Source organism: Candidatus Zixiibacteriota bacterium (assembly GCA_021159005.1).
In the GTDB taxonomy this organism is placed as follows: domain Bacteria; phylum Zixibacteria; class MSB-5A5; order UBA10806; family 4484-95; genus JAGGSN01.
Genome location: JAGGSN010000155.1, coordinates 1 through 13,725, shown reverse-complemented (window position 1 = coordinate 13,725; position 13,725 = coordinate 1). Strand labels below are relative to the sequence as shown.

Annotated in this window: 12 protein-coding genes; 4 read left to right on the top strand and 8 right to left on the bottom strand. The window is 41.9% G+C overall.

All coding sequences use genetic code 11. The annotated features are described in order from the left end of the window. Window positions 1-327 precede the first annotated feature (327 nt). On the bottom strand, window positions 328-4,248 hold the full coding sequence (locus tag J7K40_10245) for a T9SS type A sorting domain-containing protein (GenBank protein MCD6162778.1): 3,921 nt from the start codon (window positions 4,246-4,248) through the stop codon (window positions 328-330). A 321-nt stretch (window positions 4,249-4,569) separates the two neighbouring features. Here J7K40_10245 and J7K40_10240 point away from each other — a divergent pair, with 321 nt between their 5' ends. Continuing rightward, the gene (locus J7K40_10240) at window positions 4,570-4,707 is read left to right on the top strand and encodes a hypothetical protein (GenBank protein ID MCD6162777.1); all 138 of its coding nucleotides are present in this window, start codon (window positions 4,570-4,572) and stop codon (window positions 4,705-4,707) included. A 373-nt stretch (window positions 4,708-5,080) separates the two neighbouring features. On the opposite strand, the gene J7K40_10235 is transcribed toward J7K40_10240, so the two are convergent. The 7 genes from J7K40_10235 to J7K40_10205 all read right to left on the bottom strand — a co-directional run bounded on the left by J7K40_10235 (window position 5,081) and on the right by J7K40_10205 (window position 10,581). Next, entirely contained in the window at window positions 5,081-6,133 is a 1,053-nt protein-coding gene (locus J7K40_10235) for a hypothetical protein (protein ID MCD6162776.1), read from the bottom strand. Window positions 6,134-6,684: 551 nt separating this feature from the next. After that, complete coding sequence (locus J7K40_10230) at window positions 6,685-7,080, bottom strand: hypothetical protein (protein MCD6162775.1); 396 nt, start codon at window positions 7,078-7,080, stop codon at window positions 6,685-6,687. Between the two features lie 372 nt (window positions 7,081-7,452). Continuing rightward, window positions 7,453-7,617, bottom strand: coding sequence for a hypothetical protein (locus tag J7K40_10225; protein ID MCD6162774.1), 165 nt, complete (start codon window positions 7,615-7,617; stop codon window positions 7,453-7,455). A gap of 93 nt (window positions 7,618-7,710) precedes the next feature. Then, window positions 7,711-8,007 carry a GYD domain-containing protein gene (locus J7K40_10220; protein MCD6162773.1) on the bottom strand — a complete coding sequence of 99 codons (297 nt, stop codon included), beginning with the start codon at window positions 8,005-8,007 and terminating at the stop codon, window positions 7,711-7,713. A 64-nt stretch (window positions 8,008-8,071) separates the two neighbouring features. Continuing rightward, a complete protein-coding gene (locus J7K40_10215; GenBank protein ID MCD6162772.1) occupies window positions 8,072-8,257 on the bottom strand; it encodes a hypothetical protein in 186 nt (61 codons plus the stop codon). A gap of 53 nt (window positions 8,258-8,310) precedes the next feature. Continuing rightward, window positions 8,311-10,257, bottom strand: a complete 1,947-nt coding sequence (gyrB, locus tag J7K40_10210) for a DNA topoisomerase (ATP-hydrolyzing) subunit B (GenBank protein ID MCD6162771.1) — start codon at window positions 10,255-10,257, stop codon at window positions 8,311-8,313. A gap of 33 nt (window positions 10,258-10,290) precedes the next feature. After that, the gene (locus J7K40_10205; GenBank protein MCD6162770.1) at window positions 10,291-10,581 is read right to left on the bottom strand and encodes a DUF721 domain-containing protein; all 291 of its coding nucleotides are present in this window, start codon (window positions 10,579-10,581) and stop codon (window positions 10,291-10,293) included. A gap of 544 nt (window positions 10,582-11,125) precedes the next feature. Here J7K40_10205 and J7K40_10200 point away from each other — a divergent pair. From J7K40_10200 to J7K40_10190, 3 genes are all read left to right on the top strand, one after another. Continuing rightward, a complete protein-coding gene (locus J7K40_10200) occupies window positions 11,126-11,458 on the top strand; it encodes a hypothetical protein (GenBank protein ID MCD6162769.1) in 333 nt (110 codons plus the stop codon). Beyond that, complete coding sequence (locus J7K40_10195) at window positions 11,430-12,494, top strand: fibronectin type III domain-containing protein (protein MCD6162768.1); 1,065 nt, start codon at window positions 11,430-11,432, stop codon at window positions 12,492-12,494. The genes J7K40_10200 and J7K40_10195 overlap by 29 nt, the downstream gene beginning before the upstream one ends. Before the next feature lie 257 nt (window positions 12,495-12,751). Next, window positions 12,752-13,423 carry a pyridoxine 5'-phosphate synthase gene (locus J7K40_10190; GenBank protein ID MCD6162767.1) on the top strand — a complete coding sequence of 224 codons (672 nt, stop codon included), beginning with the start codon at window positions 12,752-12,754 and terminating at the stop codon, window positions 13,421-13,423. Window positions 13,424-13,725 lie beyond the last annotated feature (302 nt).

Below are 13,725 nucleotides of genomic sequence, written 5' to 3'. Positions count from 1 at the left end.
GTTCGTTAACTCAAAGGTGGATAACAAGAATACCATGCCCCGTGTCCGCAGACAGGCGGGCGCCGGCAGGCAGGAAAACGTTAAACAGACAGTCTGAATTTGTTGTAATAAGCTGAAAAAGTGAGGCACTACACTTTTTTGCGCTTTGTAACCTGCTTATAGTAAATTGCTTAACAAATCGAACTGTAGAAGATGAGTTATACGCAACAAGTCCACTTTTAAAAGATTGTTTATTAAGTCAAAATAAAAACCTCCGGCTGCTATATATTTTACAGCAGCCAGAGGCATCACCACCAGTTAGAATTATTGAGTAAAGTAAATTAATTGCTATTTTAACATAACCATCTTTTTAGTCGCTACAAAATCACCGGCTTCAATCCTGTAGAAATACATTCCCGATGAGATATTGCCCGCATTCCATACAACATGATGGAAACCGGCAGGCATTTGCTTGCTAACCAACGTTTCAACTTTTCTGCCAAGGATGTCATATACATCGATAGCAACATAAGACGATTTCGCCAGATTGAACTTGATAGTTGTTGACGGGTTAAACGGATTTGGATAGTTCTGGAGAAGCTCAAACTTATCCGGCACGATTTGCTTTTCATCATCGATAGAAGTTTGACCCAAAACATACGATTCATTTGAGTAGTGGCTTTCCATGCCATCCTCGTAAAGCGCAGTGGCGACATAATAATTGTCCGTATTAAAAACCAAGTCAGTGAATGAGAGAGTGGTTATCGGTTCGCTGTTAATTGGCGTCGAACCATAATTGCCGGATTCATTACTCCGATACAGGTTATAGCCTATGGGGCTGCTTTCTTCCGGAGCTTGCCAGGTTAGATAGATTTGATAATACTCATTGATACCAGCTTCTAACTCTAATGGAGCGGCATAGATACTGCCGGATGTAATCCTGACATCATCAATATACCATCCCTCGCGGGCAACAGAGCCATCGCTGCCAAATCTGAATTTAATTTGGATAGGCAGATTAGCAAACTCAGACAGGTCAAACTCTACCAAATGCCAGTTCTCGGAACCGGCAAAACAGGCTGTTTCTGCTGGGAATGGTCCCGGGTTGCCGCCTGTCCTTATAAGGTATGGATAGCCGTCAACCGGCTCGATAGCTCCCCATGAATCAGCACCTTCAAAGAATAGCTCTACTTTACCGGCATCATAAGCATAACCAGGGTAAGAGTTGCTTGTTTCAGAGTTAATCCGCTGCCAGTATCTTAACACGCAGTTTTCGCCTATGCTTACTTCCGGAGTAACTAAAGCGGCATCCAATAGATTATCGTAATTGCCGGTTCCGCTTCCGCCGCATTTCCAGCTATAGGAACCGTTTGGAGAATGATTGCGAGCGTCAGTCCTATGCCATTGATCTGTGAAGCCGCTGGTGTTTGCATAATGTGTCCAATTGCCTTCACCCGCTTCAATATCATCGGTGAACCCGCCAACCTGCAAAGACAGCGGGAAGCTGCAGAAATAGCCATTTGGGGCAAGAAGCGATATTGTTAAACCAAATATATAAGGGTTGGGACAGCTAATTGGGGCGCTTATCTCTAATGGCGTAACGAGTTGGGATGTTTCGCCAACAGGTATGGAATCGACTGATGAGCTATTCTGGTCAATGGTTATACAGGTGTCATTAGTAAATAAAAGGACATCGAATTGATCAATTTCACATGATCCTTCGTTAAGCAGATTTAGCTGCAGTTCAATTGATTCACCCGGATCTATAACGCCGTTATTGTTGCCATTGCTATCGTCAATCTCTATGCTAACACAGGCAAGAACAGGCGAATGGTTAATAAGCGTGAAGCTTTGCGTCCATTCATCGGGATAGTTGTCGGCATAAGTAGTGATTGTGAACCTGACTTGATGGTTGTCGGGGCAATTAGAACTAATGCTTACCATAAAAACATCATCGCTCTGGACGATTTCTCCGGCGGCAACATTTCCGAAATCAGCTTGATTGTCAATAATTTCAAAATATTCGAAATCATCACAACTTATAATCGAATAAACATTTTCCGCCGTCTCGATACCAACATTTTCCAGAGAAAGCAGAAGCTCTACTGTTTCGCCAAAATCCAGCAAGCCATTGCCGTTGCCGTTTTCATCATCATCAATAAGGCATAATGCAAATGTCATATATGGTCCTTCAGGCGGGATAACTTCGATGGTTTCCTCATAAGGTGTAAGATTATGTCCGGTGATAATGATATCCATATCTCCAGCCTGGTCAATATCAACAAAAAACTCAATTGTAGCATCGCCAAACTCATCGGTATAGCCTCTGCCCACGCAAACATCGTTGAAAGAAAGACCGATGAGGGCATTAACGATAGGGTCTCCATCAATATCGGCGACATTAATCTGAAAATCCTCCTGGCCTATTAGGACAACACCAGCATGATTGGCTTCAATAACAGCCGGCAGCGCCGTCCAGATATCAAGAGTTGGCTCGCCAAATAGATTACTACAATAATAGCACCAGCGGTTTTGACCATAGCCTATAAATGAATTGTTATCCACTTTTGAGTCATTTTGGGCAGCGCCGATTCTGGTAATATCCTCGCCAAATATAGCATCGAAAAACTGACGGTCATAATATTGGGACGAGCCATTTGTGTTATTCAGACTGCCCCAACCGTAGCGACTGTTCGAGACAATAGCAACCGGTCCATGCTCAATAGTTGTCCATTTCTCTGAAATGCAGTCGTTTCCATAACTTCCATATGGATCTCTATTATCAAAAGCGCCGCAATAACAGCCTTGTGAGTAAATAATATAGAATCCGTTCTCTATGCCGTCGTTGGTGAAGTTGCCGTTGCTGATGTCGATATTATACAGCTTCATCATATATGTATTATTAGCATGTCCGAGATGATTAACTAAGTTAAGCCCGTTATTTAAGCTCGGTACAAGATCACCAATCCCGCTCCAAGTGTCATCATAATCATATAATGTCTGAACATCGATGTTGGCAGGTATCCCGGCCGTAGTATAGCCCCAATTGTGCGAACCTAATCTTATCTCTTCTTTGTAGTCTTTCCCCCATACTTCCCAGCCCAAGTCCTCGCCTGTCATTAAAGCATGCTCGATACTGCTTATGCATGGTTGGCTTTGGTATATGATGGATTTATTGACAAAATTAGTTATCTCTGTCTCGGAATCAATAGCCAATCTGCCGATATAAACTTCCCCGTCAAGATCATCCTCGCCCGGCTCGCCCCATTGGCTGTCGCCATCGGTATTCCAGTTGCCGTCTAAATTACTGAAATAAATATCAGCCGGAATATCATATTCATTTTCATAGCCGCCGGCATCATCGAATAAACCCCGATGAGGTAATATTTCATTATCGCCAGCCAACAGCACATATTCTATATAAGCAGCTTCATACTGGTCGATAATGCAATTTCGCATTTTCTCTTGGGTATCGCTGCCGCTGTACTCTGCTTCGATGCTGTCAATAAGGATTATCTCGGTTAACATGCCGCAATGGTTTTTATAATTCGCTAAGGCTAAGACAGCATCATAGAATTGATCATCGGTGATAATCAGATAATCATATTCGCCGTCTTTCGTATCGGTTATTGTTTCGCCATAAAGTCTGGTTATCAGTTCGGAATTATCGATTGTTTCCCTTAAACGATTATTCGTTGATTTATCGGTTCGGAGAAATTTTGAGTAGGCAGTCTGAGCTTTATCTGTTCCGGCAGTTTCAATAATAACCTTGATATTAGTAAAATAATATAATTCGCCGCTTTCGGGATAGTATTCAAAGGGGCATATATCAGCATAAGCTTTCCCGTGCCCGCGCATAAAATGTGTTGACAAGCTTCCGTAAGTATTTTCGGGATATTTATCATTGGAATTGTAGATTGACGGTTCGGGCTGAGTAACCTCTTTTTCTCCGTTATAACCGATAGGATATCCCCGCTGAAATGGATTGATGAAAAAATTGCCCTCAAGTTTCAGTTTATCACCATACATAAACGAAATACTAACTGCCTCCTCGCCTGGCGGCAGAAGCAATGAAACGCCTTTTCGGGGCAGGTCTGGTTCGCCCGGATTAGCGATATTTTGACAGTCAAGCATGATAACTTGCTGATATTCGCCAACTTGACTAATCAGAGGTTCGTCAAATTCGTATGTTTTCGTGATTTGACCGGCAGATAATAAACTGGTCATTAAAAAAGCTGCCAATGCGGTAAAAATTGTTAGTTTACGCATATTTACGCTCCCTTTCAAGATTGATTTTGTTAATAATTCACCTGCTAACTTTAATGCAATATCTATACCGCGATTACTTAAATCCCCTGCATTGAGTTAACTGCCTATACATAAGCAAGCTAATTAACAGTTCAAATTAAATTAATTCATTAAAATCTAAAAATGTGATGAATTTTAACACATTTATTTGAGTTATTTAGCTAATCCTCAATATGTTATCAAATAATCGACCTTGTCAACCGTTAGGATATGTAACACCGAACAAACAGCTAACACTTTTTCACAATATATTGTAGGCAAATTGGTTGCAGGTTGCAAACTATGAACTTTATTTGGTATAAAGCCAGAATATTTCGGAGAATCTCTGTAGACAAAATCAAGAGCATCAAGCCCGACAGCAAGGTAATCGGCTTATGGATAAATGATAAATGGACGGTTGAGAAGATTGTTGAGAAGTAGGGAACACTTTTATATTATGTGGTTGGCTTTCGATTATTTCTAAAATCTAAAGGTTGATAATGAGGCAACCCACTCCCGCTTTGGGCAGGAGTGGGGCACCCGGCAAAGCGTCCTAAAGCCTCTGGCAAACAGTAAAGTAGGGCAGGAGTCCCCGACTCCTGCCTATTTTATTTACCCCTTTATATGGTTGGTGTATAGCCCTATGTACCTGCATTGTTGACCGATAAAGGGCGTATGCAATACGCCCCTACGCGAAAATGCAAGCTGCGTTGGTGGGCGGAATCCGCCACAGGCGGACTCGTCTGCCCCTTTGTGGCCAACAAAAAAAGCCGCCCCTTTGCAGGAGCGGCATCGTAAAAGCAGCCATCCGGTTTTATTTAATATCAGCCAGTTCCCAATGGGTAACAGTTAGTTGTTCCGGTCGCAGGATTGCCTCCTTTCCTTTAAGTTTAAAGATTCCATTATCGCGGGTGGCTATCAGGATATCTTTCCCCTCCTTGAAAAGCCCGATTACCTGTTCCGATTCAAACTCCGGTACGGCATTCAATGAATCATTGGCGAAAACAAACAGCCCTTGCTCGGTGCCGATATAAGTCCTCAGAAACATCGGCAGGAAACAATTGACCTCATAAACCTCGCTGGAGTCGCTAACGAACAACTGGTTCCAGCTTCCGCCATTGAAACGGAATATGCCGGAGGGCGTCCCGACCCAAAGGTAAGGGTAGTTGTAGGACAGCGCATTGACAAAATCGAATAGCGTGTTGTCGCGGTGAAGGTACCGTCTTTGCCATCTTTCGCCGTCATAACGCCATAAGCCATCGCCGAACGTTCCCATCCACAAGCCGCCGACATCCTCGGCCAAGGCGGTAGTCAGCGCCTCAGCTTTCAGCAGCGTATCAACACCCTCCTCATTGAAATAGTGGATGCCGTTATTGGCGCCAATCAGATAGCCCTCGCCGAATTTAAGTATGACATTAACCGGCGCGCCGATATCATGCTCGCTGTAAATTTCGCAGTAATCATCGCCGACAATAAGCAATTTATCGCCGCCGATTAATATCCGGTTATGTTCATGAAGCACTTGGTTCAACTGCATAATCCGGTCATCATATTCAATCGGTTTCGGCTTGCCCCAACCGATGCTGTCTTTTAAGACTGTATACAGCCTTTCGCCAGTTAGAATATCAAGCCTTCCCGGCTGATGGTAAACCGCCTCGATTTCAGGGCAGAGCTTCTCGACCGGCTGAGTTAATAGTTCCTCAACCAATGTGTCTGCGGTTAATACCTCATCAGCTGCCGCATCCATTGTTGCAACTCTGGGTTTTTTCTTAATTGAAAACCCGACAATGATTACAGCGGATATTAGCGAAATGATGATTATCGCCATAAGCTGACTTTGCTGAAGTAATTTCCTTTGCTTGTTCATCTTTCCTCCTATGTTAGGGTTTGCTGTTGTTTACATATAGTATTAATACAAATACCATGCCATAAGCATAAGAGGTTATACAGCAAGACTTAGCTTGAATTGTTGTGATTATGATGTGTGTCAGATTGGAATTGAGTGTGTCAACTATTATACGATTTTATAAGGATATGATAATCACTACTGTTCGGCCTTTTTCAACAAGCCCGAAAACGGGAGTCCAGAAAGCTGTTTGTTAAACCAATGGTGGATAACAAAAAATACCATGCCCCGTGTCCGCAGACAGGCGGGCGCCGGCCGGCAGGAGGTATCGGCATGACCAATCTCTGGATTCCCAATCAAGTTGGGAATGACGCGGGCAGTGTGGGAATGACATCACTATACCATCCGCCTAAGGCGGATAAAAGGCCGGACAGTAGTATCATGAAATATTAAAACAGCAGGCGTCAGAAGGACGCAAGTTTCATAGGTAATGCACACAAATATACTTTGTTGAAGCGAACATCTTTTTTAGGAAAGCAATAATATATTTAACAACTTATTGTATACGCAAATTAAAAAACACTCTTGCCAAGCGAATCCAACATCTTAGCAGCAATATCGATTTTTTCTATGGTATCCTGAGAAAAGGCTTGCGACCACTGATAAATCTCCTCGAGCATATCATGAACCTTCAATTCCTTTTCACCGACTTCAATAGTATCCTGGCCGTTGGTCTCTGAGTTTATCTCGAAAATCTTTACTCCATTATCATCGAACATTTTAAAAAAGTAATTTGCTGCAATATTGGCTACCATTTTGCTGATCCGGATAGTAAATTTATGATTAATATCGGCAGAATAATAATTAGCGTTTTTGCCTTTGGTCCATTTGATTTGATTGCTGCTAATATTTTTATAAAATTTCGAGAGAAAATTATAATATTTACCGGTTAAGGGATTAGAAGGCATAATTGCTCCTCATTATTTATTTAATAAGTATTGTCAATCTAATATTATTTTCGGTAACTTAGGATAATATTTTAATCAATATTAATAATAACTGAAAAGTTGAAGTTCATTAGCCCTTATTAATACAACAGCATCCGGATTCCTTAAAAATTTCAGGAATTATAATAATGCTTGTATTTACTCAACAAGCAAAACACAGCATTTTTTGCAAACAATTAAGTGCATTTATTAGAAGCATTTACGGCATTTGTTTTTTAACAATCATAACAGCGCTGCCGAAACATTCGCCAATCGAGGCGACCTGCCAACCCTCGCCGATTTTTTCAGCTATTACTTCATTTAATTTATCTTTCGTCTTAAACATAATCGGTATCATTTCATGCGTATAAGAATTGCCATCCTTGACAAGGATAAGTATATCGCCGCCGAATACTTCTCCATTTGCGGCAAGCTCCATTGCTGCTTTTCGTGCTCTTTGATTATTCCAAACAACGATTCTTTGCTTTTCCAGGTTGCCGGTATAATTTTATGTTCCATACTATTATATCCTTTTTTCGGTTATATCAAGCGCCCCGGATTAATATAGTAATAATTTCCCGATATATTATCTCTCTATTATCCGATTGCTATTTAAATCTCTTCAGATAGTTCCACGAATCTTTTATACTGAATTGTCGACCAGCTTTCGGCGCTGAATGCTCCATTAGCCATGCTTATCATTGAAACCTTGGCGGCTGTCTCATCATCCGGCGCTTCATAGATATCCATGAAATCATGCGGGCCTAAGAGCGCATAATGAGCGATAAATTTTACATCCGGGCATTTCTCCCTGACTTGCTCAAGCCAAGAGCGTCCCAATTTCGCCCGATTTTTCATTTGCTGCGATACCTCAGGCGAAAGCTTGGTCATTAAAATGAATGTCTTCATGGCAAACCTCCTTCTAAATGCTTATAGAGAATCAAGCAATTTAATTTTATATTTATATAAGGCATCATGATCGTTGAATGATTTCAAAAGGTTTTTTATACCCATTGTCTATCAATATCCTTAATACGGTTCGACTGGCATTAATCATCATCTTATACCGCTGGTCGACAGTCAGCGAGCGCTGGTATTCGAGTTCAAGTTCCAGCTCGTCAACATCATCATCCGGGCCTATTTGGTAAATTGGCGGCATGGGTTAAGATTCCTCGATTTTTCAAATCACTAATTCATGATTAAAAGCTAAAATCACACATCCAAATTACGCACATACTTCGCATGCTCTTCTATGAACTTGCGGCGCGGAGCTACTTGGTCGCCCATCAACGTGGTGAATATAATATCAGCCTCAGCGGCGTTTTCCAAATTAACCTGAAGCAGGGTTCTGGTTTCGGGATTCATCGTGGTTTTCCAGAGCTGTTCGGGATTCATTTCGCCAAGACCTTTGTAGCGTTGAAGCGATACACCGCTGCCGCCAAAACGTTCGGTGATGCGATCGCGCTCCTCGTCATCGTAAGCATAAAATTCCTGTTTGCCTTTCTTAAGGCGGTATAGCGGCGGCTGAGCAATATATACATGCCCCGCTTCGAGCAATGGCTTCATATACCTATAGAAGAAAGTGAGTATCAATGTCCGAATATGCGAACCGTCAATATCGGCATCAGTCATGATTATAATCTTATGGTAGCGAGCCTTATCAGTGTTGAATTCATCGCCGATACCGGTACCCAAAGCGGTAATCATTGCCCTTATCTCATCATTGGAGAGAATCTTATCAATGCGGGCTTTTTCGACATTCAGGATTTTCCCCTTAAGCGGCAAGATAGCCTGAAACTTGCGGTCGCGTCCCTGCTTGGCGGAACCGCCCGCAGAATCACCCTCGACTATGTAAATCTCGCACAATGACGGGTCCGTTAGAGAACAATCCGCCAGCTTGCCCGGCAAAGCGCTTGATTCGAGCGCGCTTTTACGGCGTACGAGTTCGCGGGCTTTACGGGCAGCCTCTCTTGAATGGGAGGCGGATTTGCATTTCTCGATAATTTTCTTGCCAACGGATGGATTTTCCTCGAGGAATATGCCCAAATTTTCGCCCACTAACGATTCTATGATTCCCTTTACCTCGGAATTGCCAAGCTTGGTTTTTGTTTGTCCTTCAAACTGAGGATCGACCACCTTAACTGACAATACAGCCGTTAATCCTTCACGTGTATCCTCGCCGATAAGCAGCGAATCGCCATTTTTAAACAGTTTGTTCTTAACGGCATAATTATTTAATGTTCGGGTAAGAGCTGTTTTAAAACCGATAAGGTGAAAACCGCCCTCGATAGTATTAATGTTATTCACATAGGAAAAGATATTTTCCGAGTAGCCGTCGGTGTATTGAATTGCTACCTCAGCATCAACTGAATCGCGTTCCTTATGGAAATATATTGGTCGATTGAATATAACATTTTTATTACAATTAATATGCTGTACAAATTCAGCAATTCCGCCTTTCTGAAAAAACTCCTTGGTCTTGAACTCATCACCGCGCTCATCATTAAGGATAATTTTCAAGCCGGCATTTAGAAATGCCAATTCACGGAACCGTGAAGCGAGTGTATCGAATTTGAATTCGATTTTGTTAAAAATCTTTAAATCGGGTATGAAAGTAGTTTTGGTGCCGGTTTGTTTACGTTTGCCAATTTTGTCAACCGTTGTTGCCGGAGTGCCTTCTTTATATTTCTGATAATAAACATCGCCATCCCTTGAGATTTCAACCTCGCATTTAGATGAGAGAGCATTGACAACCGATACACCAACGCCATGAAGACCGCCGGAGACTTTGTATGTTTGATGGTCGAATTTGCCGCCGGCATGAAGCATTGTCATTACAACTTCAAGCGCTGGTTTCTTCTGAGTGGGATGAATATCAACCGGAATACCTCGCCCATTGTCTTGTACTGTAACAGAATCGCCTTTGTTTAAGGTTACAGTTATTAAATCGCAATAGCCAGCCATCGCTTCATCGACAGAGTTATCAACAACCTCATATACCAAATGATGAAGCCCTCTTGTGCCAACATCGCCGATATACATAGCCGGGCGTCTGCGAACAGCCTCGAGCCCTTTTAAGACCTGGATTGTTTTAGCAGTGTAAGATGCTTCCATATTAGCCGGTATTAAAACGCTGTTTTTTTCAGGGATGTCCTGCATAGTTTTATCCTTATTCACTTGTCCCTCGCAATTCTAATAGAAATAGATGTCATTAATTTTACCCTCGCCAATCCTCTCGGCGATTTTTTTCAGGATTACCTTTTTAAAAAAAATAAGCTCATTTCGCCAAGGTGATGAAACTGCCCTGACTTTTAAAACATCTTTTTCAACTTTCAAAGCTGTCGTTTTTTGAGCCAGTTGAGGCCCGACAATTTCAGTCCAGAATGCAACTGCCATTTGCCGATCGACTTTGTCGGCGATGCCAGCTGACTCGAGCGTTTTCTTTAGAAGGTCTCCTATTCTGATTACATTTTCATTACTCATATAATCCTGCTCAACGGTAATAACATACTGACCGTCAATATATAAAATATATCAAATATTTCTCAAAATTGCAAGCGTTTAGAATAAATATTTCATTATATAAGACATTTACTTTCAATGCATTAGAAATATGAGATACATGTATCCATTATATTTGGGACGATTAATCTTATTTCTTGTTGAAGTGTAAAGCATGATATGCATTCGTCAAATTCGCAGACTCTTTAATTGTGAGTATTAATTGCAGCATTCTTTATATTCTGTTATCGTTCTGATGGTTCGCTGCGAAACGCAAATCGATATATTTAGTGTACGGGAAATCGATAAATCCCGCTTCATAATGATTTATTTAAACTAAAGTATTGAAATTACAATTTTTTTCCGAATCCTGTAAACATAACACTATTAACATTTTACTTGACATGATTATAATAATGTATTTATTGAAGGTAAGCATTTTCGCAAATAGTTTTAGCGCTTAATTTGAAAATATAATTTTAGAGTAGCTTATTTAATGGTTGAATTATTTAATTAGGAGGAAAGTATGCTGCGCTTTTTAATGACCATTATGTTAGCAGTTATTTTTATAACTGTCGGTTGGGCGATGCCGCCTCATCCGGAGGCTTTGCAAAAAATAAAAAGCGGCGAGGCTGCCAAACCACTTTATCTTGCCGAACCGGGTTATGCTCAAAGGATGGGCATTAATCAACCTTCATTTGAACCGCTATTTACTCCGGGCACCAAAAAAGCCAATTGGAATACATTAGCTATTTTAGTTGATTTCGGCGGCCAACCGGGAATAGTTAGCGGACAAGATTTTGACAGTTTAATTTATGGTCAGACCTATTATGTTGGCCCTTCTCTTCGAGAATTTTAATACTTTTAATAATACAAGCTTTCCATCATCTCAGGATTATTATGGCGGAAATACTTCAGTAGCTATCACCGATATTACTAACTGGCAGTACGTTATGATGGCCGATATGGATGTGGGCGCTACTGCGGCGCCTAATTCCCCGACTTTAAATATACCTCTTAATGGTTTCCTTACCGGCTACCAGAGTGTTTGGTTTGATTGGAGCAACGAATTATGCACCTCTGAATATCATATTCAAATTGATGATGAACCAACATTCAGCACGCTTATTTATGAGGACAGCACGCTTGCCTATAGCTGCTTAGATTATTCATTCCATTACAATCCGGATGGCTGGTATTATTGGCGCGTCAGGGCTGGCAATAGTTCCGGCTGGTCAGGTTGGACAGAGAACCGAAGCCTCATGATGGACAGAAAAAAGCCGTGGGGAAGCGTAGCTTCTTCGCCTGATACGGCAACTTCATCATCGTTTGCAGTAACTTGGACAGTAGGCCAAGACTCTGTGCCCTCAAGCGGTATCTGTACATATAATATTTTAGCTGATACTGGTGCCGGATCGTTGGTTTACTGGTTAACAGGAGTTGATTCCCTATCGGCCGAATTTACAGGAGCTGTCAGCGGCAGAACTTACTATTTCCAGGCAAGAGCAGTAGACTGCGCACTAAATCAGGAAATACAGGATCCATGGTGGGTTCCCGAATGCAGTACTTATGTCAATATATCCGGCTATGAATATCTCCCCGGCGATGCCAACATGTATAATGGACTCTGGCCGCCAATGGTTATTGGCGGGGATGTAACGTTCTTAGTGAATTATTTCAAAGGCACAAGCAATCCTTGCCTGCTTGACGGCTTTTACGCCTCAGCAGATGTGAACGGCGATTGTTTAGTTATGGGCAGTGATGTAATCAGATTGGTTGCCTATTTTAGAGGCTCAGGCATAATACAATATTGCTCTACCTATGAACCGATTTGGCATAACACATCCGAACTACCGACCAGCGCGCCCTCCGGATGGCCGAATTGCGAACCGTAGATTTACCATGCTGCCGGGCTGCGTTGACGGTTGTAATAATAAGACAGCTATTAAATACTTCACTTTTCCGGGAGGTTTTCCTCCAAATGCGTAATGATATCTATTCATAGCAATGTCTTATATGATAATCACTGCCATTATAAAATTCCAACCTGCCTGCCGGCGGGCATGGCTGCAAATTCTATTATAAAATCTCGGTTTAATCCTTGACAACTATTTTTCTTATAGGATATATCTATCGTAGGAGGAATATAGATATGGCGCGAATTACAGTTATACTTGATGAGGTTATTAATCTTGCCCAATACGGCAATACCGGCGAACCAAATCCCGCTAAGGCCGCTGCTTTATGCGAACTGGCCGGCGCTGGTGGTGTCGCTTTGCAGATGGATGTTAGCGATATCACGCCCCGTTATGAACGTACCGTGAAAAGCGTAAAGGATGTGCTTGGGATTCCTTTGGCGTTGATAATGCCGGCGCATGAAAAAGCAGTCGAAAAAACGATAGAGCTTAGCCCAAACATGGCTGTATTAAATGATTATATAGATAATGATGATAATTATATCACTCGGCTTCAGATTGCTAACATTGTTACTGCCGTAAAAGTTTTACCTGAGATTGCTTATGTAAAAACAGCCGCTAAAAGAAAAGCAGATTATATAGCCATAGATACGACATCATTCTGTGAGGAGAAAAGCCTTTCTATAAGAGTTGATATACTGAATAATATATCTAAAGCCGCCGCTTTAGCCGAACGGCTGTCGATGGGAGTAATTGCAGCCGGTCCGCTTACTCTGGCAGATATTGACAAGCTGGCGCGGGTCGAGCAGATTGAGGATTTCTTCATCGGGCATGAGCTAATATCAAAGGCGGTGCTGTTTGGTTTCGAGAAAGCTATTGCAGTTGTTCGAGATGAGATAGGGGGGTAGCGATAATAATATTAAGTGATGTGCTGCAATCCGCAATTTTTTAATTTATAATTCACGACTGTCCGGCCTTTTTATAGAGTTCTTTAAATAACATTCAACAAGTGAAACTTGCTTGATTTACAATTCAAGAAGCAGCAAGACGTTGAGCAACTCCGGCAAACATCGACATTTCACCTTTTGCAATAACTTTTTCAACAAGCCCGAAAACGGGCATCCATAAAACTATTTGCTAAACCAATGGCGGCTAATAAAAATACCGTGCCCCGTGTCCGCAGACAGGCGGGCGCCGGCAGGCAGGAGGT